Here is a 25,945-nt window from a genome sequence, read left to right on the forward strand (position 1 = left end):
TTAATCGAGATATTTTTATATAATTTAAACTATGAGGAATAAACAATGTTTAATCTATGGGGCGTAATTTTTAGAAATAATTTGGACTTAATGATATTTAATATAAATTACTGCATATATATACTTTATTAATTGATTCGTCTATTTTAAGTGGATAATAAAATGAATTTACTAATTATAGACAGCCATGATATATATTTACGAGGGACAATGCATGGCTTAAAGAACATCGACAAAAAGTATTGTATTTACGGGTGTAATTCGATTTCAGATTGGTCTGAAGACATCGAAAACTTGATATTGTCAGCGGTGTTAATTGCCGGTGACTGTTCCCCATCAATCCTGACGGGGTCACTTGAAAAGATTAAAGAAAAACTGCCACTCGTTCCAATAATATTGATGGTTGGCGATGACGGTAGCTTTCGCTGCGGTGGATTTGATAGTTACAATATAAAATCAGTTATCAAGAGGAGTACCTCAATCGACGGTTTACACGATGTAATATCCGTTATTAATTCCGGGTTCACGTGTTACTCGAATGAGATAAATTCCATGGGGAACCGGCGTAGGAACTCCGGCTTGTTGAGCAATAGGAAAGAAGAGATACTTAGGCTCGTATTGGACGGTTGCACGAATAAGCAAATTGCCAAGATTTTGAATATTAGTCCCGGAACGGTAAAGTCACATATAGAATCTATTCTTGTAAAGTTGAATGTTAATAGCAGAATCAAGGCTGCTACAACCTACTTCATGAACGGCCATGCTGCGGATAATTTATCAGTGGTTAGCGATCGAAATTTTGGAGTTGAATGATCGTGCCCTTGGAGGATTCGCAAAGGTCATTACCTCGCCCAAATAGCGGCTTAAGCAGGCCGCTTGTCCAGAGAAGACGCTGATGGCTGAAACGGGAGGTGAGCGCCAATTGCGCCACGCCCGTTACGGTCGCGAGCAGCCGGAGAGGGGGCATTTCATGCACGGTCCGGCAAGGTCTCGGCGTTCTTTCCTTGTGGTCAAGGCTATCGGAGCTATGATCTGGCTTCGATACAAACCAGCGGGAGAGCGACCATGGCAGATTCACCATCCAATATTGCGAAGCGGAGCGTCGTCGTAGACGGTTTTACCAATAGTGTTCTGGACCCGTCCGAACCGATGTTGGGTCCATTGCAGAATGGCGGCACGATCATCGCCAATACCGCGCCAGGTTGCTGGGGGCCGATGATTACGCCGCGTCTCCGCGGTGGACACGAAGTGACCAAGCCAGTCTATATTGAGGGCGCAGAGGTTGGCGACGGTGTTGTCATCCGCATTCGCGATATTTCAGTAACCTCGTTGGCAACAGCGTCCGGTCACGACGCCGTTTCGAACAAATATTGTCTCGGCGATCCGTTTGTCGCGGCGCGCTGCCCTGTCTGTGAAGAAGTTTGGCCCGAAACGCATATTGAGGGCGTGGGGCAGGATTCCGTACGCTGCAACAAATGCGGGACGGCGATAAAGCCATTCGAGATTGTGCATGGTTACACGGTGGTGTTCGACGAAGCGCAGGATGTTGGCCTGACGGTCAACAAGGACGCTGCGGAACGCATCGCCAAGAATGCCAATCACTATGCGTCGCTGCCCGATCAATCGGTACAGCACTCCGTGTTGAACTACGCTCCGGCTGATCTCGTCGGCGCCATTGTGCGCATGCGGCCATTCCTCGGGCAGTTGGGCACAACCCCTTCGAAGGCTATGCCGGATTCCCATAACGCTGGCGACTTCGGCGCGTTCCTTGTCGGTGCGCCGCACCCTTATGCCTTGAGCCAGGAGGAATTGCAGAAGCACAAGACCGATGGGCACATGGACATCGATGCGGTGCGCGCCGGCGCCGTTCTGGTTTGCCCCGTCAAGGTTCCAGGCGCTGGCGTCTATATGGGTGACATGCACGCTGCCCAGGGGGATGGCGAAATCGCAGGGCACACAATGGATGTGGCCGGAAGCGTCACCCTGCAGGTCGAGGTGCTGAAGAGCTATAATAATGACGGTCCCGTGCTGTTTCCGCTGCTTGAGGATCTGCCGCCATTGGCAAGGCCCTTCACGGAGGAAGAAAAGAAACGCGGTGCAAAATTGGCTCAACAGTGGGGTGTCAAAGTCGTTGAGGAAGTGGCGCCGATTTCCGTCATTGGCACGGCGGCCAATATGAACGCGGCTATTGTCAATGGCCTGGAAAGAGCGGCAAAGCTGCTGGATATGACCGTTTCGGAAGTGCGCAACCGGGCTACGATCAACGGCGCTATCGAAATCGGACGCGATCCGGGCGTAATTCAGGTGACTTTTTTAGCGCCTTTGACGAACCTTGATAAAGCCGGTCTCGGGGATATCGCGCGCCAACAATATAATCTTTAACGGCAAGTCCTGCTCGCGCTCGAAGGGTGCGGGCAGGATAAACACATATTCGAGGCCGGTTATTTGCATTCAAGATGCACACAAGCGCGGCAGACATACTATTTGTAATGGGGAAGAAACTGATTGAAAACACAAGGCTTTCGGAGATCGAATGGTGGGCGTAACAGGGATTGAACCTGTGACCCCTACAATGTCAATGTAGTGCTCTCCCGCTGAGCTATACGCCCATTCGATGTGGCGCATACACCATATCGCGTTGCGCCCGTCAATGCCCTTTTATGAAGTTTTTTCGTCTTTTTGTTGAAGACTTTTCAAAAGCCCGGAAAACCGCGCCTTGGCCAGTGATCGCCTCAGGCGGCGATCAACATTTTTTCGATTTCGTTCACCAGGTCGCGCAGATGGAACGGCTTGGAAAGCACTTTCGCGTCGCGCGGAGCGTCAGAATCAGGGTTCAAAGCGACAGCTGCGAATCCCGTAATGAACATTATTTTCAGGTCTGGATCGATTTCCGTCGCACGGCGCGCCAGTTCAATCCCATCCATTTCCGGCATCACGATGTCGGTCAGCAGCAGTGAGAACGGCTCTTCCTGCAGTCGTTCATAGGCGCTGGCGCCATTATCGAAGTGAGTCACGTGATAGCCGGCCTTTTCCAGTGCTTTCACGAGAAAGCGCCGCATATCGTTGTCGTCTTCAGCAAGAAGAATTCTTTTCATTGGTCCGTCCGAATTTCCCATCGTTCGCTCCAGTGCTTGGACAGCGTGAACGATTCAATTTTCCACTCTAGAAAACGCTTCTTTGGTAAATATGAAATGAATGCTCGCGCGAATGTTAATTGTTATGGCATGCATTTGGCAACAACCTGTCATTTGTGACGGGATTGCCGCAGTTTTCAGTTCGTGATCGAATTCGGCGTACCCTGTTGGTATTTGCACCCGCGCAGCGGTTGACGTAATTTGTCGAGCCTGCCGGTGTGCTGTGTCCAGCGCCGCAAACAAGACATGCATAGACGGATCAAAATATGAGTTTGGAGCGTGATTTCAGCCTGATACCGCCTTTCGAGGTGAATGCTCCGGCAGAGCAGCGAATTCCGTTCGTATTCAACTCGCCGCATAGCGGTCGTTATTATCCGCAATCCTTTCTGGAATTATCCCGCCTCGACAGTCTCAGCATCCGCCATTCCGAAGATTGTTATGTGGATGAGTTGTTCGCGTCTGCCGTGCGGCTCGGTGCCCCGCTGCTGAAAGCACATTTCCCGCGCGCATTTCTCGATGTGAATCGCGAAGCCTACGAGCTTGATCCGCGCATGTTCACCGAAACCTTGCCGCCCTTCATCAACAGCCAGTCGGCGCGTGTCGCCGGTGGTTTGGGCACAGTGCCGCGTCTGGTGGGCGAGGGGCAATTGATCTATCCGGGGCGAATCCCCCTTGCCGAAGCCTTTTACCGCATCGAAAGCCTCTACAAGCCCTATCACCGGACGCTTGAAGGTCTGTTGCAATCGACCCGCGACCGGTTCGGCTATGCGGTTCTGATCGATTGTCATTCCATGCCGGGGGGTGTGCGTCCGGGGGAGGTGGGCTCCCGCCCGGATTTCATCATTGGCGACCGATTCGGACGCTCCTGCAGCGAGCGTCTCACGCAGACGGCCATCGAGCTGCTGCGTGAACTGGGCTATTCGGTTGCGCATAACAAACCCTATGCGGGCGGTTTCATCACCGAGCATTATGGTCGGCCAGCCGTTGCGTGCCATGCCTTGCAGATTGAGATCAATCGCAGTCTCTATGTGAACGAGCAGTCGCTGCACAAACTTGCGGGCTTCGAGACATTATGTGGCGATCTGCATCAGTTTCTGAGCGATCTCACATCGCTTCCGGATGATTTGTTCATCGCGCCGCCGCTGGCTGCCGAATAGGTAAGGCCGCAACCAATCCGGGTCTCATGCCGATAAAAAGAGCCGCGCTCGAGCAATACGAACGCGGCCAAAGACTAGGGAGGAAATGCCCCGAAAGGCATCGACAGGAAGACCTGTCTAGTCTTTAAGCTACGCGCTAAAGCTGGTTGCGTCAAGAAAATGCGCATCTTTTTTGGGCGAATTTTTTCTTGCTCAATAATTGAGCAAAATTAGCATGGATGCACAAGTTGCAGCCATGTCATGGAAACAGGAGGATGAGGTTGCTCATCGACAAGGCATTTTTTTCCGAAGTGGCAGCGGCAGCGGCGGCTGAAACTTTGCCGCGCTTTCGTCAGTTGAACGCGGTGGACAACAAATACAGCGTCGGTTTCGACCCTGTTACCGAAGCGGACCGTGCTGCGGAGAGGGCGATTCGTGCCGTTATCGGCCACCGTTATCCGGAGCACGGCATTCTGGGCGAGGAATATGGCCCCGAAAATACCGACCGCAGCCACGTCTGGGTCATCGACCCTATCGATGGCACGCGCGCCTTCATATCGGGTTTGCCGGTTTGGGGTACGCTGGTCGGCCTGACGGTGGATGGCGATGCGCGCGCCGGGATGATGTCGCAGCCTTTCACGGGCGAGCTTTTTTATAGCGACGGCGAGGGCGCCTATCTGCTGCGTGAAGGCGATGGCGACGGGCCGCGCCGTCTTTCCGTGCGCAAGGGCGCGGCACTGGCGGATGCGACGCTGTTCACCACAACGCCTGCCCTGTTCAAAGGCGAAAACCGCAAGGGGTTCGACCGGCTTGAAAGCGCTGTGCGCCTGTCGCGCTATGGTGTCGATTGCTACGCCTTTGCCATGCTTGCGGGCGGCTATGTCGATATCGTTGTCGAGTCCGGCTTGCAGCCTTACGATATCGTGGCGCTGATCCCGATAATCGAACAGGCGGGCGGCGTGGTTACGCGCCGCGATGGCGGCCCGGCGGAAGAGGCTGGCGATATCGTCGCAGCCGCGACGCCGGAACTGCACAAGGCCGCGCTTGAACTGCTGAACGGCTAAACTCTGGTTTGGGGAATCGGCAAGCTTGGGCTGATTCCCCAAACCGTCTTGTCAGACGCCGGAAAATTCAGGCTCAATGGTTTCCGGCATGGTCTCTACATCCGACGAACCGGGAATGAAGGCGTCGAACGCGGCCCAGAGCTGTTCGCGATAGAAATCGGCTTCCTGCAACAGTTCGTGACGCCCGCCATCGATGGTAATCAGTGAGACATTGCGCGTGCGCGCCGCAAAGCGCTCCAGCACCGGCGTCGAGACGACGCGGTCATCGCCTGCGGCAATGATCAGCACGGGCACGCTGGGGCTTTCCTCATAGAAGTCCGGCTGATTGATGCGGCGTGCCGTTTCAAGCGCCCCCCATACCCAGCGCACGGTTGGGCCGCCCAGCGCCAGATTGGGAAAGAGCCGCGTGATTTCCGTGTTGCGCATAAAGCGCGCGGGGTCGCTGGTCAGCGGATTTCCCGCAAATGGCCGTGCTGTCAGCCTTTTTTTGCCGGACGCATAGAGCGTGCCAAGCCCGATGCGCCGCAGCGTGGCGGCCATGCGGCGCACAACATCATCGCTCAGTTTCTGCGCAGCAAGGCCCATGAACGGAGCGCACAGCACCATGCGCGTAATGCGGGACGACAGGCTACCCATCGAGGCCAGGGCCACCATGGCGCCGGAAGAATGGCCGAGAATATAGAAGGGCGGCGGGCAGTCGGGCAAAACGATGTCGATCAGAAAATGATCGAGATCTTCCTGATAATCGTCGAAACTGCGAACATAACCGCGAAGCCTGTCCGGCAGCAGCCGATGCGAGCCGCCCTGTCCGCGCCAGTCGAAGGTGGCGGCGACAAAGCCGCGCGCCGCAAGCTCGGTCATAGTCTCGAAATATTTTTCGATGAATTCGTTTCGGCCTTGCAGCACAATCACCGTGCCGCGCACAGGGCCAGTTTCCGGCTTCAGGATGCTATAACGCAATGTCCTGTCGGGATAGTCGGAATGGCTTGTGAAAAAGCCCGACCGTATTCCATGCGGAATTGGATTCGCATCGGTTTCGAACAGCAGTTCCGACATCCGTTGCGCAGCCTTTCCCGAATGATAATGCCCTGATCGTTTCCGTTATTATGCGCGAAATGATGACAAAAAGTAACCGGAAGTTCGCTTGCGAACTTCCGGCCAAAGGATCGTCAGCGGCAAGGGACGTTGCCGCCAGACGTTCCGTATTTTGAGATGGTTAGTAACGGTCGGGACGGCGTTCGCCGACGATGCGTCCGGAGAAGGCGTCGACCATGACGATCACACGACGACCGTTCGGGCGTGTGGCGCGGACAAAATAGGTGTCGCGATCCCTGCGCATGTCACCGACCGCATAGCCGCGGCGTTCCAGCATACGGGTCACTTCACGCGGGCGCATCGTGTCGCGATCACCCCAGTCGGGGCGGCGGTCCGGGCGTCCATAGCCGGGAGGCGGTGCATCCGGGCGCGGCGGGCGGGGGCGATAACCATCATTGTCGTAATACTGAACCTGGACGCGCAAGCCCGAGCTGTCTGCAAGGGAAGGGGTCGCAAAGCCGGTAGCGACGGTGGCAAGTGCGGCAAAAGCGAGAACAGCTTTTTTCATAACCGTGATCCTTAATAGAACCTGTCGAGTGACAGGCATGACGGGACATTAGCCCCAAGCAAATGAACGCTCGTGGAAGATGATGTTCATTTTGGGTTCACGTCGTGCGTTGCCCCCAAAAATGTAGCCCGCTACGGATCAGGAGTTGTTACGCGAAGTGACATGCCGTGTAGGCAATGCCGGATCGGCACTTGTTTGAAAACGGCCTTGAAAAGCAAAACAGCCATTCCCAAATGAGTTTTGCGGTCGCCACAAAGGGGCCGCCGGCATCAAGGAATTCGCCAATAAGGGAGTTTCGCCGCCATGTATGATCCCGGACACCGCAAAGCGGTTTTTAGACAAGGATCATACCGAACCATGCATCATGTCGCTCTAAAGGAGGGCTAACACATGCGTCACGTAGATTTTTCCCCGCTTTATCGTTCCACGGTTGGTTTCGACCGGCTCTTCACCATGCTTGATTCGCTCGCTTCGCCGGAAGGTAGCCAGTCCTATCCGCCGTATAATATCGAGCGCACCGGTGAGAACACCTATCGTATCACCATGGCCGTTGCGGGCTTTTCCGAAAGCGAACTCGAAATCGAAGCGCATCGCAACCAGCTGACCGTGAAGGGCCAGAAGGCTGACGAAAAGGCGTCCGATATCGGTGAAGTGCTTTATCGCGGTATTGCTTCGCGTGCTTTCGAGCGCCGCTTCCAGCTTGCCGATTTTGTCGAAGTCGCTGGTGCAAGCCTCAAGAATGGCCTTCTGCACATCGACCTCAAGCGCGAGATTCCTGAACAGATGAAACCGCGCAAGATCGAAGTCGCCAAGGCTGGTTCCGACAGCGCTCAGCAGATCGAAGCGAAAACCGCGCACTAAGTGCGGATAAACCTATAGATATGAGAAAGGCGGCGCTGCAAAGCGCCACCTTTTTTGTTTAAGCGATCATGTCGCCGAACCGATCCACATCTTCTTCCGTATTGGCGAAGCTAGTCACGAAGCGGGCGAAAATCTCGCCCTCGCTGATGCGGTTTTCTTCCGAATGCGGCGGGTTCCAGTCGTAGAAGATCGCTCCGGCATTACGCAGGCGGTCGTAAACCGACTGTTTCATGATGGCGAAGACTTCATTGGCTTCCGGCTTCCAGGCAAGCCGCATCTGGCTCGATGCATTGACGTGCCCCGCGAGACGGGCCGCCAGCGCGTTCGAATGACGCGCCAGTTCCAGCCAAAGGTCGTCCTGCAGATAGGCGTCGAACTGGGCCGCCACAAAGCGGGTCTTCGAAAAGAGCTGCGCCGCGCGCTTGCGAATGAACGGTAGGTCCTTGGCGCGTGCCGGGTCCATAAAGACCAGCGCTTCCGCGCACCAGCAGCCATTCTTGGTGCCGCCGAAGGAAACGATGTCCACGCCCTGTTTCCAGGTCATTTCAGCCGGCGTCATATCCAGACTAACCAGCGCATTGGCGAAGCGGGCGCCATCCATATGCAGCGGCAGACCGGCATCGCGGCAGATTTTGGAAATGGTGGCGATTTGTTGCGGTTGATAGAGCGTGCCGACTTCCGTAGCCTGCGTGATGCTGACGGCCATCGGCTGTCCGGCATGGACGAAAGCCGGGTTGAAGCGCTTCAGTTCGCGCTTGAGAAGCTCGGGGTCGATACGGCCCAATGCGCCATCGATCGGATGCAGCCGCGCGCCGCCGGTAAAATATTCAGGCGCGCCGCATTCATCCTCTATGACATGCGCTTCGCGGTGCACCAGCGAAACGCCGCCCGGACGGTTGACGCTGGCCAGCGCCAGCGAGTTGGCGGCCGTTCCGGTGCCGACGAAAAAGACGGCCACTTCGCGCTCGAACACCTCGTTGAAACGTTGCTCAACGCGCTTGTCGAGTTCGCTAGCGCCATAGGCGGCGGCAAAACCGGCTGCATGCAGCGAAAGGCTTTCGGCGATTTTCGGATGGGCGCCCGCCCAGTTGTCTGAAGCAAAATGCACGGTTGTCTCCACTCGCAACGATTCCAGTGTGTCAGCGACAGCTGCTGCCGACTGTCTATAACGGGACTTGAGAAAGGCGATAATACTGAAAATGATGAAAAAACGGACGCGGCCTGTCACTTTTCCATGCTTTGTGCGTTCACCTTAAGCCGCGCCAAACTGACGCAATAAGCCGTATGCGTAATTAAAAGTCTCAAAGATATGTGCGTGCGACATTTTATTACGGAAGTTGCTGAGAAAAATTGCGTTTCCATCTTGTGAGGCAATTTGAATTCTGTCATACGTAATTAGGACAGCAATGCTGTCCAATTAGAAGCTGAGGCAGACGGAAAACATGGGTTGAACCCCGCGCCGCCGGTTTCAGAAATAAAAGCGCTGTGCTGCCAGGCCAATGGCCTGACGGTCACCGGCGCTCCGACTGTGACAGGGGAGATTCGAGTGCGCCTTTATTTGGCGGGCTGGGTGTCGTCTGTCCGAGCCTGATGAGAATAAGGCGCTAAACATCGTTCCTCGCACCGGCTTTGCCCGCTTGGCTCTGCCATTTGCCCGGAACCTCGTCCAACGCCTTGTCGATAAGGCTTTCCATAGAATGAATACACCAGCGAGATGGTTGTCACCATCTCGGTATATACTGATCGCGCGCCTCATGAAGAGGGCCAAACGGAGGGAATGACGATGACGCATTTGACGCCATCTGTAACGAATGTGGTTTCTCACAACGTGCAGAACGAAAACGTCAAAGCTGCGACGACGGCTTCCACCCGAACGACGCGAAAAACGAAAGCGGCAGGCGTCCCACCTGCTCAAGGTCTTTACGATCCGCGCAACGAACATGATGCGTGCGGCGTTGGCTTCATTGCCCATATGAAGGGCAAGAAGTCGCATGAGGTCGTGGAAAACGGCCTCAAGATGCTGGAAAACCTCACTCATCGCGGCGCCGTGGGCGCTGATCCGCTGATGGGCGACGGCGCTGGCATTCTCGTACAGATTCCAGATCGCTTTTTCCGCGAGGAAATGGCGCGGCAGGGCATCGACCTGCCGCAGCCGGGCCATTATGGCGTGGGTTACCTATTCATGCCGCGCGACGCCCAGCTGCGCGCCCATGCGGAAGAAATCGTCAAGGAAGTGATCGCTGCCGAAGGCCAGCAGTTCATCGGTTTCCGTGAAGTGCCGGTCGATAACTCGTCGCTGTCGAAGGCGCCGGATATTGCCGCGACCGAACCATTCCATGTTCAGGTTTTCATCGGGCGCAACCCGATGCTCGAAACCGACGACGAGTTCGAACGTCGCCTGTTCGTGCTGCGCAAGGTCATTTCCAACCGCATCTATCAGGAAAATGACGGCGACGATAACGGCTTTTATGTCGTGTCCATGTCGGCGCGCACGGTCGTCTATAAGGGCATGTTCCTGGCTTATCAGGTCGGCGCCTATTATAACGATCTGCGCGATCCCCGCTTCGAAAGCGCGGTGGCGCTGGTTCATCAGCGTTTCTCGACCAACACCTTCCCCTCCTGGCGTCTGGCTCACCCTTACCGCATGGTTGCGCATAACGGTGAAATCAACACGCTGCGCGGCAATGTGAACTGGATGGCGGCGCGTCAGGCTTCGGTCGATAGCGAACTGTTCGGCAACGACATTTCCAAGCTCTGGCCGATTTCCTACGAAGGCCAGTCGGATACGGCTTGCTTCGACAATGCGCTCGAATTTCTGCATCAGGGCGGCTACAGCCTCGCCCATGCGATGATGATGCTGATCCCGGAAGCATGGTCCGGCAACAAGCTGATGTCGGATGACCGCCGCGCCTTCTACGAATATCACGCTGCCCTGATGGAGCCATGGGACGGTCCTGCTGCCGTGGCCTTCACCGACGGTCGCCAGATCGGCGCGACGCTGGACCGTAACGGCCTGCGTCCGGCCCGTTACATCGTGACCGACGACGATTTCGTCATTCTGGCTTCGGAAGCTGGCGTTCTGCCGGTGGACGAAAAGAAGGTCGTCAAGAAGTGGCGTCTTCAGCCGGGTCGTATGCTGCTCATCGATATGGAAGAGGGCCGCATCGTTTCCGACGATGAAATCAAGTCGCAGATCGCGCAGAAGCATCCCTACAAGCAGTGGCTTGGCAACACCCAGCTCATTCTGGAAGACCTCAACCCGGTCGAACCGCGTGCGTTGCGCAAGGATGTGAGCCTGCTCGACCGCCAGCAGGCCTTCGGCTACAGCCAGGAAGACACCAAAATCCTGATGTCGCCGATGGCGACCACCGGTCAGGAAGCTATCGGCTCGATGGGCACGGATACGCCGATTTCGGCCATGTCCGACAAGTCGAAGTTGCTGTTCACCTATTTCAAGCAGAACTTCGCGCAGGTCACCAACCCGCCGATTGATCCTATCCGTGAAGAACTGGTGATGAGCCTCGTCTCCTTCATCGGTCCGCGCCCGAACATTTTCGACCTGATCGGCAATTCGCGTCGCAAGCGTCTGGAAGTGCGCCAGCCGATCCTGACCAATGGCGATCTGGAAAAGATCCGCTCCATCGGTCATACGGAAGATCGCTTCGACACCAAGACGCTCGACATCACCTATAATACGGGTGAGGGTGCAGCCGGTATGCATGGCGCCATCGAGCGTCTGTGCGACCGCGCCGAAGCGGCTGTTCATGGCGGCTACAACATCGTCATCCTGTCCGACCGTCAGGTCGGTCCGGACCGCATTCCGATCCCGGCTCTGCTGGCGACGGCTGCCGTGCATCATCATCTGATCCGCAAGGGTCTGCGTACCTCGGTCGGCCTCGTGGTTGAATCGGGCGAACCGCGCGAAGTGCATCACTTCGCCTGCCTTGCCGGTTATGGTGCGGAAGCGATCAACCCGTATCTCGCTTTCGACACGCTGCTCGACATGCATCGCCGTCGCGAATTCCCGCCGGAAGTCGATGAATATGAAGTGGTCAAGCGCTACATCAAGTCGATCGGCAAGGGCATTCTCAAGGTCATGTCCAAGATGGGCATCTCGACTTACCAGTCCTATTGTGGCGCGCAGATTTTCGATGCGGTCGGCTTGCAGTCGAGCTTTGTCGACAAGTTCTTTTTCGGCACGGCGACCAGCATCGAAGGTGTTGGTCTGGACGAAATCGCGGAAGAGACCGTGCGCCGTCACACCGATGCCTTCGGTAATGACCCGGTTCTGCTGACCTCGCTCGAAGTCGGCGGCGAATATGCCTACCGTATGCGCGGCGAGGCGCATTTGTGGTCGCCGGATGCGGTTGCCAAGCTGCAACATGCAGTGCGCACTTCGAACCCGGACACCTTCACCGAATATACCAGCATGCTCGACTCCAAGTCGGCACAGGCCAAGACCATTCGCGGCCTGTTCGATATTCGCTTTGCCGAAGAACGCGGCCTCAAGCCGGTTTCCATCGACGAAGTCGAACCTGCGGCTGAAATCGTCAAGCGCTTCTCGACCGGTGCCATGTCCTTCGGCTCGATCTCCAGAGAGGCGCATACCACGCTGGCGCGCGCGATGAACGCCATTGGCGGCAAGTCGAACACGGGTGAAGGTGGCGAAGAGCCAGATCGTTTCTATCCGCTGCCGGACGGCAAGCCGAACCCGGAACGCTCTGCGATCAAGCAGGTGGCGTCGGGCCGTTTCGGTGTGACGACGGAATATCTGGTCAACTCCGATCTGATCCAGATCAAGGTTGCGCAGGGTGCAAAGCCGGGCGAAGGCGGTCAGCTGCCGGGTCACAAGGTCGATGCGACCATCGCCAAGACCCGTCACTCGACGCCTGGCGTTGGCCTAATTTCGCCGCCGCCCCACCATGACATCTACTCGATCGAAGATCTGGCGCAGCTGATCTACGACCTGAAGAACGTCAATCCGGCTGCCGATATTTCGGTCAAGCTGGTCTCGGAAGTGGGTGTCGGCACGGTTGCCGCCGGTGTTGCCAAGGCACGCGCCGACCACATCACCGTATCGGGTTATGATGGTGGCACGGGCGCTTCGCCGCTCACCTCGCTGAAGCATGCCGGTAGCCCGTGGGAAATCGGCCTTGCCGAAACCCACCAGACACTGGTGCTGAACGGGCTTCGCTCTCGCGTGGCCTTGCAGGTCGATGGTGGTTTGCGCACTGGACGCGACGTGGTCATTGGCGCGCTGCTCGGTGCCGACGAGTTCGGCTTCTCGACAGCTCCGCTGATTGCTGCTGGCTGCATCATGATGCGTAAGTGCCATCTGAACACTTGTCCCGTCGGCGTGGCGACGCAGGACCCGGTTCTGCGCAAGCGCTTCAAGGGCACGCCGGAACATGTCATCAACTTCTTTTTCTATCTGGCGGAAGAAGTGCGTGCGCTGCTGGCCTCGATGGGCTTCACCAAGCTGGAACAGATCATCGGCGAGACCGAGCTTCTGGAAAAGCAAACGATGATCGATCATTGGAAGGCCAAGGGTCTCGATTTCAGCCGCATCTTCTACAAGCCTGAGGCCGAAAAGCACGAGATCTACTGGACCGAGCGTCAGCATCATCCAATCGAGGACGTTCTCGACCGCAAGCTGATCGAGCAGGCCCTGCCTGCGCTTGAAGACCGCAAGCCCGTCAAGATCGACATTGGCATCAAGAACGTTGACCGTTCTGCCGGTGCCATGCTGTCGGGCGAAGTTGCCAAGCGGTTCCGCCACAAGGGTCTGCCGGACGACACCATCGCCGTCACGCTTCGCGGCACGGCTGGCCAGTCCTTTGGTGCGTTCCTGGCACGCGGCATCTCGTTCGAACTGATCGGCGATGGCAACGACTATGTCGGCAAGGGCCTTTCGGGTGGCCGCATCGTCATCCGTCCGCCGGAAGATACGCGTATCGTCGCCGAAGATTCCATCATCGTCGGCAATACGGTGCTCTACGGTGCGCTTGAAGGCGAGTGCTACTTCCGCGGTGTTGCAGGCGAACGTTTCGCCGTGCGCAACTCCGGCGCGGTCACGGTTGTCGAAGGTGTGGGTGACCATGGCTGCGAATACATGACCGGCGGTGTCGTCGTGGTTATCGGTCAGACGGGTCGCAATTTCGCGGCGGGCATGTCGGGCGGTGTCGCCTATGTGCTCGACGAGGAAGGCGATTTCGCCCAGCGCTGCAATATGGCGATGGTCGAGCTGGAACCGGTGCCGGAAGAAGACGACATTCTCGAAAAGCTGCATCACCATGGCGGTGACCTCATGCATAAGGGCCGTGTGGACGTTTCGGCCAATATGACCCATCATGATGAGGAACGTCTGGTGCAGCTGATCGCCAACCACCTGCATTACACAGGCTCGACGCGGGCGAAGGACATTCTCGACAATTGGGAGAGCTATCGTCCCAAATTCGTGAAGGTCATGCCGGTCGAATACCGTCGCGCTCTGGAAGAGATGGAGCGTGCGCAGATCGGTGTCGCGGCTGAGTGATCCTGACAAGCGGAGCCCGACCTTCGGGTCGGGCGCCCTTCGCCATATGAAGAGATAACAACGTCCTGACATGCCTGCGCGTTAAAGATAACGCGGCGGACAGGGCAACTTCCGGCAAAGCAGACCATGCGCTGGTCTCAGGCCGAGGGGAGTAGAAGAATGGGTAAGGTAACTGGTTTTCTAGAGATCGACCGTCAGGTGGCAAAGTACCAGCCAGCGTCGGATCGTATCCGCCACTTCCGCGAGTTCACCATTCCGATGACGGATGGTGAAGTGCAGAAGCAGGCTGCGCGCTGCATGGATTGCGGCATTCCGTTCTGCCATGGGCCAACGGGCTGCCCGGTGCACAACCAGATCCCGGACTGGAATGATCTAGTCTATAACAACAACTGGGATCAGGCGATCCGCAACCTGCATCTGACCAATAATTTTCCGGAATTCACCGGTCGCGTCTGCCCCGCACCTTGCGAGGAAGCCTGCACGCTGAACCTCGAAGACACGCCGGTTGCGATCAAGACGGTCGAGCAGGCGCTGGGCGACAAGGCCTATGAGCTTGGCTATATCGTGCCGCAGCCTGCCGCCAACAAGACCGGCAAGTCGGTTGCCATCATCGGTTCCGGCCCGGCTGGGCTTGCCGCTGCACAGCAGCTGGCGCGTGCCGGTCACATGGTCGATGTCTATGAGCGCGAAAGCCGCCCCGGCGGTCTGCTGCGTTACGGCATTCCGGATTTCAAGATGGAAAAGCACCACATCGACCGCCGCGTGGCGCAGATGGAAGGTGAGGGCGTCCGCTTCCTGTGCGGCGTGAATATCGGCGTCGACAAGCCGCTGCGCGGTCTTCTCGATACCTATGATGCCGTGCTTTACAGCGGCGGCTCCGAAACCCCGCGCCCCGCAGGCATTCCCGGTGCCGATCTGGAAGGCGTTTTCGACGCCATGCCTTATCTGGTGCAGCAGAACCGCCGCGTCGGTCGCGAAAACATTGAATCCGTCGCCTGGGCTTCGGCTCCGATCCTCGCCGGTGGCAAGCATGTCGTGGTGGTCGGCGGTGGCGATACCGCTTCGGACTGCGTCGGCACGGCCTTCCGTCAGGGTGCGGTCAATGTGACCCAGCTCGACATCCGCCCGCAGCCGCCGGAAAAGGAAGACAAGCTCAGCGTCTGGCCTTATTGGGCGACCAAGATGCGCACCTCTTCCAGCCAGGCTGAGGGTGCTTCGCGCGAATTTCAGGTCGCAACGCTGGAATTCATCGGCGAAGAAGGCCGCCTGACCCATGTGAAGTGCTGCCAGGTGGACGAAAAGCGCAAACCGATTGCCGGTTCGGAATTCTTCATCAAGGCCGATCTTGCATTCATTGCCATCGGCTTTGCCGGTCCGGGCGAAGACAGCGTGGTCAAGGAATTGGGCGACAAGCTCGACATTGTTACCGATCGTCGTGGCTCGAAGTCGGTCAAGGCCAATGAGCAGGACTATCGCACCAATGTCGACAAGCTCTATGCCGCAGGCGATGTGCGCCGGGGTCAGTCGCTGGTCGTCTGGGCAATCCGCGAAGGCCGTCAGGCCGCACATGCAATCGACGCGGATCTGATGGGAAGCTCTGTCCTGCCCCGTTAAGAGACAAGCGATTAAACTGAAAAAGCCCGGAGGAAACTCCGGGCTTTTTTGTGTTTGTTGGCGATCAGCTTTGGCTGCGCCGTGTCTTCATCACCAGATAGGCGATGGCGAGAAACACGAACCAGAATGGCGTGACCTTCAGGGCTGCTGCGGTATCTGGTTCCTGCGCCAGCGCCCACAAAATGAAGGCGAAGAAGGCGAAGACCATGACCACGGCGGCACGTCCGCCCGGCATTTTGAACGTGGACTTTTCATGCAGATCAGGGCGCTTGCGGCGATATTGCAGGTAAGACGCAAGAATGATCGACCAGATGAAGATGAAGAGCAGCGCCGAGATCGTGGTAACGATGGTGAAAGCTTCGATGATGCTCTGGCCTGCATAGAGCAGAACCACGCCTGCCAGCAGGAAGATGCACGAGAAGAACAGCGCGTTGACCGGCACCTTGCGGTTGTTCAACTTGCCGAGCGCCTCCGGCGCCAGCTTCGAGGTGGCGAGGCCGTAGATCATGCGCGAGGTTGAGTAGATGCCCGAATTCGCGCTCGACGTTGCCGAGGTGAGCACCACGAAATTCACCACATGGGCGGCGATGCCGAGACCGGCCAGCGAGAACATGGCGACGAACGGGCTGGAGCTTGGATCGACCTGATCCCAAGGGATCACGGTGATGATCACAAACAGCGCACCGAGATAGAACAGCACCACGCGGATCGGGATCGAGTTGATGGCTTTTGGCAAATTGCGCACCGGGTCCTTGGTTTCGGCGGCGGCGGTGCCGACGAGTTCGATGCCGACAAAGGCGAAGACCGCGATCTGGAAACCGGCGACAAAGCCGAGGAAACCGTTGGGGAAGAAGCCGCCATGGTTCCACAAATGCGCGACCGAGGCCCGGCTGCCGTTCGGCAGGGTAAAGCCGGTCGAGAGCATGTACACGCCGGCGATGATCAGTGCGACGATGGCGACGATCTTGATCAGCGCGAACCAGAATTCGATTTCACCGAAATTGCGAACGGTGGGCAGATTGAGCGCGAGAAGCGTGAAGATCAGCCCAAGTGCCGGTATCCAGAGCGCCAGTTCAGGAAACCAGAACGAGACGTAACCCGATACGGCCACCACGTCTGCCACGCCCGTCACGATCCAGCAGAGCCAGTAGGTCCAGCCGGTGAAGAACTGCGCCCATGGGCCGAGATAATCGCCCGCGAAATCTGCGAATGAGCGATATTCGAGATTGGACAGCAGGATTTCACCCAATGCGCGCATCACGAAGAACAGCATGAAGCCGATCACCGCATAGACGAGCAGGATCGAAGGGCCAGCCAGCGAAATGGTCTTGCCCGAGCCCATGAAAAGGCCGGTGCCAATCGCGCCGCCAATGGCGATCAGTTGCAGGTGTCTGTTGGATAGATTGCGCGCAAGGTGGGTATCCTCCTCCCGATCGGAATCGACAGAAGGTTTGGATGCGATGTTCATTCAAACGCCTCTTTTTATCGAGCAGATGCCAGATAGACCGCATCCGCAATTGTGCGCCCAATTGGACGAACGGTGCTTTCTGATAAACGATGAGAACGATGATGGAAACAGCGCGGAATATAATAATTAGGCTAAGATTTGACGCGGAAAGCTCTATTCAAAGCGCTAATATACTATTGATATAACGAGTAGTAGGCTATCTATTAGGGATTTGCGCTTGGGCGCGGCCATGAAAAATCATCGGCGCGACCGGGTGCGGGTTTTTTCTCGACAGGTGCCGGGCGGGTATTTTGGGGGCGTACACCAAGATTGCCGCCGAGCAAAACGCCGCTCTCGTCCTTATTGATGTCGCGCAGGCTGACGGGTGCGACCCGGTCCACGGGTTTGGACGGGTCTTGCGCACCGGCAGCCGGGAGAGGCTGGCCCTCTTCCTTGCCGCCGCCAAGATAGGCGCGCAGCGGCTTTTCCGCATAGAAGGCAAGCTTGCGCTTGCCAGCCGAAGTGATGTTGATGCCGTCATTGCCGCGCAGGCGCGCCGTCTGACCGTTGATGTCGAAACCGGTCTGGGTGAAATTGCCGTCTTCATCGATAAAGCCGTCCCAGACATCGGCAAACTTGCCGCCCGCCTTTTCCGTGGTGGTGCGGTAGATTTCATTCAGCGCCAGCATGTCCTGTGACATGCCTTTCGGACGGAAGGCGGGCTGCCCGACCCAGACCAGCGGATAATGGCGGTCATTGATCGCCTTGACGAACTGGTCCACGCGCTTTTGATATTCCGCAGTCCATTCCGGCGAACGTGCGGCGAGGCTGGTGCCATTGGCCGTGATCGCCTGACGATCGTTGGAGCCGATCATCACGACGACGGCGGCAGGCTTTTCCTCATCCAGTATCTTGCCGATATTTTCCGGCCAGTTGAAATAGTCCTCACGCACAAAGCCCGACGAACCGTTGATGCGGGTTGTGACCGTCAGATCCGGATCGGACGCAAAGGCCACATCGAGCCCTTCGGCAAGGCCGCTGCTGATGAAATCACCGACCACCAGCACCTTTTTTGCATCCGGGTTTTTCTCGATGACAGGCACGGTGGGCACTGCCACCTGTGGCGCGGCTTTGCGGGTGACGGGAGACGTCGCCTTGGGTGCGCGTTTCGGCTTTGGTCGGCTCTGCTGGGGCCGGGGCTGCTCATATTGGCGTTGCGGTTGTCGCGAACCAAACAGCAAGTCGAAAAGCGTCCGTGGCCGTTCCTGCGCTGATGCACTGGCAAGACCGGAAAGCAGCAGCGCCAGCGCTGCCAGCATGACACTGGCCGCCTTCAACATTTCGCCTGCAATCCGAGATTTGCGCATCAGTTCCGCTTTCGTTGCAAAGCCATCATAATACGGCATGGCGCAAAAATGAAACGGAGCGCGCTTCATGGGAAACGCGCTCCGATAAATCTGCGGTTCGTCTTAACGGCGACGCAGGACTGACAACACTTCCTTGCTCGGATGTCCATCCGGCTGCAAGCCGTTGCGCTGCTGGAAGGCTTCGATGGCTTTACGCGAGGTGGAGCCGATCTTGCCGTCGATATTACCGTCGTAATAGCCGAGCGCCTTGAGATGCGTCTGCAATTCCTGACGCTCGTTCATGGTGATCGGGGTGAACGGACGATTCCAGTCCTGACGCAGCCCCTGATAGCCACTGATGCGGTCTGCCAGAAGGCCGACAGCCAGCGCATATTTGTCAGCATTGTTGTAGCGCTTGATGACGAAGAAGTTCTTGGTCATCAGGAATGCCGGGCCCTTGCGGCCATCCGGCACCTTCAGCGTCACCTTTTCGCTCGGGTCGGGGAATGCACGCCCATTGGCGCGCACGACGCCGCGCTTTTGCCATTCGGCGACAGTCAGCGAACCGGATGGGAACTTGCCGCCCGCCGGTAGCACCACTTCGTAACCCCATGTCCGGCCCGGCTGCCAGCCGTTGCGATGCAGCAGATTGGCGGCAGTGCCCAGCGCATCGGGAATGGAATTCCAGATGTCGCGCTTGCCATTGCCATCCATATCGACTGCATAGGCCTGATAGCTAGTCGGGATAAACTGCGTGTGGCCAAGGGCACCCGCCCACGAACCAGACAGATGCCCGCGGTCGATATCGCCGGTCTGGAGAATTTTCATCGCGGCGATCAGCTGTGTGCGGCCATATTTGGCGCGCTTCGGATCGGCATAGGCCAGCGTTGCGAGCGAACGAACCGCATCGCGCATCACGTCGTCGCGCTTGAGAATCTCGCCGTAATTGCTTTCCATTGACCAGATGGCGAGCAGAATATTCCGATCAACCGAAAAGCGTTGTTCGATGCGCTGCAGCCACGGGCCCCATTTGCGCGCCATGCTCTGGCCGACGCTGGTGGAATCCTCGTTCACGCGATTGTCAATGTAATTCCAGACAGGCTCGGTGAATTCCGGCTGATAACGCGCCTTCTCCAGCACGACGGGATCGGCAGCATCGACACCGCGGAAGGCGCGGTCGAAGGTGGAAGGCGAAACGCCGGCGTTGATGGCAACCGGACGGAAATTCGCCACCCACTGGCGAAATTTCGCATCGGCAAATGCCGAACCGGTCGAAAGGGCGGATGCCAGCACCGCAACGGCAACCGTAGCGGTCGCCTTGAGCTTCAGCGTCTGTCCCAGTGTGAATGGAAATCGCAGCATTCTGTGTTTCCCTTCTGCAATCTTCAGGCCGGAACGTCTTGTTTTCCGGCGTGTTTCTTAAGAATGTCGATGCCGCTCGGTTCAGATTGCATGCGCTAACTAATACCATCCACTGTTGCAATTTGGCAGTGTAAAATTGGCATCGACCAGTTGAATGTTCAAATTATAGTCTGTCGGTTAGCATTTGGTTTACCATGGGCGGCGCTGCGGCAAAATTTGCCGGAAAATTGGAAAAATTTTTGAATCAAGCAACATTAAGAATGGTTCATTTAATGTGATGGTATGATCCATGTAATTTCGTCGTTCTTTAATGAAATAGCCTTATTTGAAATTCAGTTGCTTCAATGCTTTGATAGCAAGATTGCATTAGTGAAAATCGAGGAGACGAATGAGTTCGATCCGCAAAATCCGCAAAGCCGTTTTCCCCGTTGCCGGTCTCGGCACCCGGTTCCTTCCCGCCACCAAATCGATCCCCAAGGAAATGCTGACGGTCGTGGACAAGCCCGTCATTCAGTATGTGGTCGATGAAGCGCGTGAGGCTGGTATCGAACATCTGATTTTCGTCACCGGGCGCAACAAGGCGGTCATCGAAGATTATTTCGATGCGCAGGTCGAGTTGTATGCCACGCTTGCCGAACGCGGCAAAAAGGCCGAACTCGATCATCTTCAGGATTTGCAGCCGCAGCCGGGCACGACGAGCTTCACCCGTCAGCAGGTTCCGCTTGGCCTTGGTCACGCGGTCTGGTGTGCACGTGAGCTGGTCGGCGATGAGCCGTTCGCGCTTCTGCTGCCGGACATGGTGATGCAGTCGAAGAAGGGCTGCCTCGCCGAAATGGTCGAGCTGTACGAAAAGACCGGGGGCAATGTCATCGCGGTGCAGGAATGCGACCCGGAAGAGGCGCATAAATACGGTATCGTCGGCAAGGGCAGTGCAATCGGCTCCGGTTTCGAGATTACCCAGATGGTTGAAAAGCCCGCCAAGGGCACTGCACCGTCCAATCTCTACATCAATGGCCGTTACATTTTGCAGCCGGAAATCTTCGAACTTCTGAGCAAGCAGGAAAAGGGCGCTGGCAACGAAATCCAGCTTACCGATGCCATGCTGAAGCTGGCCGATGCGCAGAAATTCTATGGCTTCGACTATCAGGGCCGCACCTTCGACTGCGGTTCCAAGGCAGGCTTCATCGAAGCCAATGTCGCGTTTGCGCTGTGGCGCAAGGATATCCGCCCGTCGGTGGAAGTGTCGATCAGCGAATTGCTGGAAACGATCAAGCCAGCCTGAGATGGTTGCCTGAAAATCGAAAACCGCCTTCAATCTTGAAGGCGGTTTTTTGCTGCCCGCTTCTAGTGGATTGAATTTGACGTTTGATTCCCGGCTGACATAGATGCTGTTTCAAACGTCAAATTCGAAAAATCCACTAGATACATATACTTGCTAGTGGTCTTTTTGATTCCAACATTTGCTCAGCGCGTGAACCGAGGGATGCAAATGTTGGAATCAGACCACTAGCGCTGCACTTTCACGCCGAGATAAATGCTGTTGGAGTTATATTCTCGTGTCGAAACCTGGCTCGTCAGGAATTCATGACGCAAGCGCGCATCAAGCCCGACGAAGCGGTTGATCCAGTAAGTCGCGCCGATCTGTGCACCCAGCGTATAGTCCGTGCCGGTGCCATCCTTGTTCGCGCGGATGAGCGTGTCGACCCTGCCATTGAGGCTGAGGTCCGACCGGATGCGATGCGTGACGTCGAGGCTCGCAAATTGCAGCAGCGAACCGGCAATGCCCGGCGTGGTGGACATATCCACGGTGGTTTGTGAATAAAGCCGCACATCGGTGCCACGCAATGGCGACCAGTTGAGCGCGGCATTGATCGACGGTCCGCTGACTGCTCCAAGCCGGTCATCATCGCTGTTGGCGCGCATATAGCCTGCGGCGAACTCGCCGTTCAGCTTTTCGCCCATATCGACCATCAGGCCGCCGCGCAGGGCGAATTGCGAACCGCTGCGTTCAAAGCCGTTGCTATCCACGCGCTCGTCGAAAATGCGCTTGCCGAGTTCCACTTCGGCGAATGGCTTGATGGCCTGCGACATGGAGAAACCGCCGCGCAGCGTGATGCTGGCATAGGTGTTATCGCGATCCTTCTGGCTGACAGTGCCGCCGGAAGGCAGTTCCGCATCGCCATACATATCGTGTTCGACGCGGCCCGTGGCGCGACCGAAAATCAGCCCCGTATCGTGCTCGACGCCGAGGCTGCCATTGAAGGTGTGAACCAGCGGGCGCTGCAAGGCGCCAACCACGCCATTCGGATTGGAGGCGCTTTCACGCCGCAGCCGATAACCCGCGCCCGTATTGACCGTGGTTTGGTCGGTCAGATCGAGGCGCAGATTGCCCTGAATGTCGAGCTGCGGTTCGCTCACATCCTGACCGGAAATGGATTTGCTCAGCGTGCCCGATGCATCGAGCGTCGCCTGATGCCGCGCCCAGTCGGATTGCGCATTGAGGCGCAGCGTGGTTTCCGATAGCACTGCACTCGAACCGGACGCACTATTGTCGCCGTTCGATGTCGCGCGAATGCCTTGCTCAAGCGAAGGGCGCAGAACGAACGATCCGGCGCGGAGGCCAACCGGCGCGAAGGGGTCTGCCTCCTGTGCCGGCCCGCGCCCCTGTTCGGGTGACTGGCGCATGTTTTCGCGCTGCACACGCCCGCTATCGCTATCCGCTTCGTTTGTGATCGCGCCAACCCGCATGGCGTCAAGCGGTTGATCCTCGAGCGGCGCCGCCGGGGCAGGCTGTGGCTGGGCGTCCGCTGCAACCGCATTATCCTGCATCGGCGCGAAAAAGGTGTCGGAACCATCATCGCTCCCGCCACCGCTGGCGCTATCGGAACGGCCGGGGGCTGCCAGCCCGCGCGCGGCGAGCGTATCCGGCGACGAGGCGGAAAGCACGTCTTCCGGCACACTGCCGCGCAGATAGGCATCCTGAGCATGCGAGAGGGAAGGGACGATAGCCATCGCCGCGCCCGCCAGAAACAGGCTTCTCAGCCTGCGGGCAATGGGCGTCGAACCGCCGGATAGAGGCATGGCAAATGGCATATGTGATTTCAAACCGTTGCAACGTGGTGGATGAACGGTAAAGGCACATGGTTAATTCTTTGTTGCCATCGGCGATGTTGCGCAACGAAAGCAATCATTTGTGGGTAATAAAAGCTTGGACAACGGGCAGCGAAGAGGCTAACGCTTTGCGCCATGGAAAAGCTCGATCAAACCCAGATTTCGATGGGTGCGGAAGCGGCCATCGCTTCGGCGCTCCGGACCATTCGCACCGAAAACGAAGGACTTGCCGCGCTTGAAGAAGCGCTGCGCAATGGTTTGTCCGGTCCCTTCGCACAAGCGGTAAAACAGATCGCCACCGCCAAGGGGCGTCTGGTCGTTACCGGCGTCGGCAAGAGCGGCCATATCGGCGTCAAGCTTGCCGCCTCTTTTGCCTCGACGGGCACGGCTGCTTTCTTCGTGCATTCGGCGGAGGCCAATCACGGCGATCTCGGCATGATTGGTCGTGACGATGTGATCCTGGCGATTTCTTGGTCCGGCGAAACGGCAGAACTGAAGGGCATCGTCAATTATTCGCAGCGTTTCCGCATTCCGCTGATTGCAATCACCTCGCGTGAGGATTCCGCACTCGGTCGCGCTGCAACTGTCGTGCTCCAGCTGCCCAAGACGGCAGAAGCCTGCCCGCACGGGCTGGCGCCAACCACTTCAACCATTATGCAGCTCGCCATCGGCGATGCGCTGGCGATTGCGCTTCTGGAAGCACGCGGGTTTACACCGAGCGATTTCAAAACCTTCCATCCGGGTGGTTCGCTGGGTGCGAGCCTCATCCATATCCGCGATATCATGCATCGCGGAGAGCGCATTCCGCTGGTAGCCGCTGGAACGGCCATGCCAGCCGCGATGAAAGTGCTGGCGCAAAAGAGTTTCGGTTGCGTGGTTGTGGTCGATGAGAGCGGCGAACTGGCCGGTATCGTCACGGACGGCGATATTTCGCGCAATCTGCACCGCAATCTGTCGGAACTGGCGGTCGATGACATCATGACCCGCAAGCCGAAGACGGTCGATCAGAACATGCTGGCCACTGCTGCACTCAACACGATCAACGAAAACCACATCGGCGCACTGATCGTGGTCGAGAACAACCGCCCGGTCGGTCTCGTGCATTTCCACGATCTGCTGCGGATTGGGGCCGTTTAAGAGGGCAGTAAGGCAGTAGGGCAATAGGGATAAATTAGGGCGCAACATACTGCCCTAAACAGCCACCTCTATCTCCAGCGTCACTGCATCGAAGGCCACGACGCGAACTTCAGTACCTGCGGGCAGGTCCGGCCCTTTCACACGCCATGTCGTATCGTTGATGCGAATGCGTCCGCGCCCATTGTTGATGGGCTCGGTCAGTGTGGTGCGCTGACCAACCAGCTGTTCGCCGCGCCGGTTGAGCAGAGGCTCGTCCAGATTTTCGCTCTTCGAGCCAAAAAAACGGCGTCCTGCCAGCGCGAACGCGACTGCGAGAACAAGAAACACGACCGCCTGGGCCTGCCAGCCAAAAATTGTGGTTGGTGATAGGAGGAACGCCACACCGCCGGTCACCAGAGCTGCGAGGCCGAACCATATGAAGAAAATGCCGGGCGCCAGAATTTCCAGAATGAGCAGGGCCAACCCGAAGACGAGCCAGCTCCAGATGCCAAGTTCGGACACAAGTTCGATAATCATGGCGATCCGTCCTTTGATCTAGCCGCGGCTGGTGGGCGGAACACTGCGCGCGCGCGAAATGCCCGGCGATGGGGGCGTCGGGTCAACGGGCTTGTTGCCGTCGCCGAACACTTCCCGCGCAATGGCGCCAATGCCGCCGAGCGAACCGATCAGCGAGCTTGCCTCCAGCGGCATCAGCACGACCTTCTGGTTCTTGGCGCTGGCGATACTGCTGAGCGCTTCGGTGTATTTCTGCGCCACGAAGTAATTGAGCGCCTGCACATTGCCGTTGGCGACAGCGTCCGACACCAGCGTCGTGGCCTTAGCTTCGGCTTCGGCGAGACGCTCGCGGGCTTCCGCTTCGCGCTTGGCTGCTTCCAGCTTGCCCTCGGCTTCGAGAATTTGCGACTGCTTCTGGCCTTCGGCGCGCAGAATCTGGGCATTGCGGTCGCCTTCGGCTTCCAGAACCTGCGCGCGCTTGTCGCGCTCCGCCTTCATCTGGCGGGCCATCGAGGTGACGATATCATCCGGTGGATTGATGTCCTTGATTTCCACGCGGGTGATTTTGATGCCCCATGGATGGGCTGCTTCGTCCACCACACGCAGCAGGCGGTCATTGATCGCATCGCGGTTGGAAAGCAATTCGTCCAGATCCATCGAGCCCATGACGGTACGGATATTGGTCATGGTGAGATTGAGGATCGCATATTGCAGGTTCGCCACCTGATAAGCCGCCTGCGCGGCATTTAATACCTGATAAAATGCGATACCATTGACGCCGACAATGGCGTTGTCGCGAGTGATGACTTCCTGCGTCGGAACATCCAGCACCTGCTCCATCATATTAAGGCGCGCACCGATGCGGTCGAAGAACGGGACAATCAGATTGAGGCCCGGATTAAGCGTGCGCGTATAGCGGCCGAAACGTTCCACCGTATAGTTAAACCCCTGCGGCACCGTCTTGATGCCCGCGAAGAGTGTCGCCAGAACCAGCGCCGCAAGAATAAGCAGCGTAATATCAAACCCGGTCATTATTTAATCCTCATAATATATCAGTTAAGCAATAAGGTATCAGAAAAGACATTAGCATGTACATAATG

At 57.2% G+C, this 25,945-nt stretch carries 19 protein-coding genes and 1 tRNA gene; 9 read left to right on the forward strand and 11 right to left on the reverse strand.

The window, feature by feature from the left end:
• The first annotated feature begins 162 nt into the window (after positions 1 to 162).
• Entirely contained in the window at positions 163 to 813 is a 651-nt protein-coding gene (locus FIC94_RS00745) for a helix-turn-helix transcriptional regulator (RefSeq protein ID WP_140023580.1), read from the forward strand.
• 252 nt (positions 814 to 1,065) lie between these two features.
• Positions 1,066 to 2,382 carry an acetamidase/formamidase family protein gene (locus tag FIC94_RS00750; protein WP_140023581.1) on the forward strand — a complete coding sequence of 439 codons (1,317 nt, stop codon included), beginning with the start codon at positions 1,066 to 1,068 and terminating at the stop codon, positions 2,380 to 2,382.
• A gap of 152 nt (positions 2,383 to 2,534) precedes the next feature.
• On the opposite strand, the gene FIC94_RS00755 is transcribed toward FIC94_RS00750, so the two are convergent.
• Both FIC94_RS00755 and cpdR read right to left on the reverse strand, forming a co-directional pair.
• A tRNA-Val gene (locus tag FIC94_RS00755) sits at positions 2,535 to 2,609 on the reverse strand.
• Between the two features lie 123 nt (positions 2,610 to 2,732).
• Positions 2,733 to 3,095, reverse strand: coding sequence for a cell cycle two-component system response regulator CpdR (cpdR, locus tag FIC94_RS00760; RefSeq protein ID WP_002966536.1), 363 nt, complete (start codon positions 3,093 to 3,095; stop codon positions 2,733 to 2,735).
• A gap of 305 nt (positions 3,096 to 3,400) precedes the next feature.
• Between cpdR and FIC94_RS00765 the strand changes: the two genes are divergently transcribed.
• Both FIC94_RS00765 and hisN read left to right on the forward strand, forming a co-directional pair.
• Positions 3,401 to 4,291, forward strand: coding sequence for an N-formylglutamate amidohydrolase (locus FIC94_RS00765; RefSeq protein WP_140023582.1), 891 nt, complete (start codon positions 3,401 to 3,403; stop codon positions 4,289 to 4,291).
• Between the two features lie 260 nt (positions 4,292 to 4,551).
• Positions 4,552 to 5,334, forward strand: coding sequence for a histidinol-phosphatase (gene hisN, locus FIC94_RS00770; protein ID WP_140024001.1), 783 nt, complete (start codon positions 4,552 to 4,554; stop codon positions 5,332 to 5,334).
• 51 nt (positions 5,335 to 5,385) lie between these two features.
• Here hisN and FIC94_RS00775 read toward each other — a convergent pair whose 3' ends face one another.
• Entirely contained in the window at positions 5,386 to 6,390 is a 1,005-nt protein-coding gene (locus FIC94_RS00775) for an alpha/beta fold hydrolase (protein ID WP_140023583.1), read from the reverse strand.
• Positions 6,391 to 6,550: 160 nt separating this feature from the next.
• Positions 6,551 to 6,937 carry a PepSY domain-containing protein gene (locus FIC94_RS00780; protein WP_109367765.1) on the reverse strand — a complete coding sequence of 129 codons (387 nt, stop codon included), beginning with the start codon at positions 6,935 to 6,937 and terminating at the stop codon, positions 6,551 to 6,553.
• 390 nt (positions 6,938 to 7,327) lie between these two features.
• Here FIC94_RS00780 and FIC94_RS00785 point away from each other — a divergent pair, with 390 nt between their 5' ends.
• Positions 7,328 to 7,798 (forward strand): Hsp20 family protein, encoded by a 471-nt coding sequence (locus tag FIC94_RS00785; RefSeq protein WP_109367764.1) that lies wholly within the window; start codon positions 7,328 to 7,330, stop codon positions 7,796 to 7,798.
• Between the two features lie 58 nt (positions 7,799 to 7,856).
• Here FIC94_RS00785 and FIC94_RS00790 read toward each other — a convergent pair whose 3' ends face one another.
• The gene (locus FIC94_RS00790) at positions 7,857 to 8,906 is read right to left on the reverse strand and encodes a threonine aldolase family protein (protein ID WP_140023584.1); all 1,050 of its coding nucleotides are present in this window, start codon (positions 8,904 to 8,906) and stop codon (positions 7,857 to 7,859) included.
• Between the two features lie 675 nt (positions 8,907 to 9,581).
• Here FIC94_RS00790 and gltB point away from each other — a divergent pair.
• Entirely contained in the window at positions 9,582 to 14,333 is a 4,752-nt protein-coding gene (gene gltB / locus FIC94_RS00795; RefSeq protein ID WP_140024002.1) for a glutamate synthase large subunit, read from the forward strand.
• 159 nt (positions 14,334 to 14,492) lie between these two features.
• On the forward strand, positions 14,493 to 15,947 hold the full coding sequence (locus FIC94_RS00800) for a glutamate synthase subunit beta (protein ID WP_109367763.1): 1,455 nt from the start codon (positions 14,493 to 14,495) through the stop codon (positions 15,945 to 15,947).
• Between the two features lie 64 nt (positions 15,948 to 16,011).
• On the opposite strand, the gene FIC94_RS00805 is transcribed toward FIC94_RS00800, so the two are convergent.
• The 3 genes from FIC94_RS00805 to FIC94_RS00815 all read right to left on the reverse strand — a co-directional run bounded on the left by FIC94_RS00805 (position 16,012) and on the right by FIC94_RS00815 (position 20,102).
• On the reverse strand, positions 16,012 to 17,415 hold the full coding sequence (locus FIC94_RS00805; protein WP_140023585.1) for an amino acid permease: 1,404 nt from the start codon (positions 17,413 to 17,415) through the stop codon (positions 16,012 to 16,014).
• A 203-nt stretch (positions 17,416 to 17,618) separates the two neighbouring features.
• Positions 17,619 to 18,761 carry an SGNH/GDSL hydrolase family protein gene (locus tag FIC94_RS00810; RefSeq protein WP_140024003.1) on the reverse strand — a complete coding sequence of 381 codons (1,143 nt, stop codon included), beginning with the start codon at positions 18,759 to 18,761 and terminating at the stop codon, positions 17,619 to 17,621.
• 102 nt (positions 18,762 to 18,863) lie between these two features.
• Positions 18,864 to 20,102, reverse strand: a complete 1,239-nt coding sequence (locus tag FIC94_RS00815; protein WP_140023586.1) for a lytic murein transglycosylase — start codon at positions 20,100 to 20,102, stop codon at positions 18,864 to 18,866.
• 388 nt (positions 20,103 to 20,490) lie between these two features.
• Here FIC94_RS00815 and galU point away from each other — a divergent pair, with 388 nt between their 5' ends.
• Positions 20,491 to 21,384, forward strand: a complete 894-nt coding sequence (gene galU / locus FIC94_RS00820; RefSeq protein WP_140023587.1) for a UTP--glucose-1-phosphate uridylyltransferase GalU — start codon at positions 20,491 to 20,493, stop codon at positions 21,382 to 21,384.
• Between the two features lie 224 nt (positions 21,385 to 21,608).
• On the opposite strand, the gene FIC94_RS00830 is transcribed toward galU, so the two are convergent.
• On the reverse strand, positions 21,609 to 23,195 hold the full coding sequence (locus FIC94_RS00830; protein WP_140023588.1) for an outer membrane beta-barrel protein: 1,587 nt from the start codon (positions 23,193 to 23,195) through the stop codon (positions 21,609 to 21,611).
• Positions 23,196 to 23,348: 153 nt separating this feature from the next.
• On the opposite strand from FIC94_RS00830, the gene FIC94_RS00835 reads away from it, so the two are divergent.
• Positions 23,349 to 24,350, forward strand: a complete 1,002-nt coding sequence (locus tag FIC94_RS00835; RefSeq protein WP_140023589.1) for a KpsF/GutQ family sugar-phosphate isomerase — start codon at positions 23,349 to 23,351, stop codon at positions 24,348 to 24,350.
• Between the two features lie 54 nt (positions 24,351 to 24,404).
• On the opposite strand, the gene FIC94_RS00840 is transcribed toward FIC94_RS00835, so the two are convergent.
• Together FIC94_RS00840 and FIC94_RS00845 are read right to left on the reverse strand one after the other, a co-directional pair.
• Complete coding sequence (locus FIC94_RS00840; RefSeq protein ID WP_140023590.1) at positions 24,405 to 24,866, reverse strand: NfeD family protein; 462 nt, start codon at positions 24,864 to 24,866, stop codon at positions 24,405 to 24,407.
• A gap of 18 nt (positions 24,867 to 24,884) precedes the next feature.
• Positions 24,885 to 25,877 (reverse strand): SPFH domain-containing protein, encoded by a 993-nt coding sequence (locus FIC94_RS00845; protein ID WP_140023591.1) that lies wholly within the window; start codon positions 25,875 to 25,877, stop codon positions 24,885 to 24,887.
• Positions 25,878 to 25,945: the final 68 nt, after the last annotated feature.

Origin of the sequence: Ochrobactrum teleogrylli (assembly GCF_006376685.1) — a bacterium.
Taxonomy (GTDB): Bacteria; Pseudomonadota; Alphaproteobacteria; order Rhizobiales; family Rhizobiaceae; genus Brucella; species Brucella teleogrylli.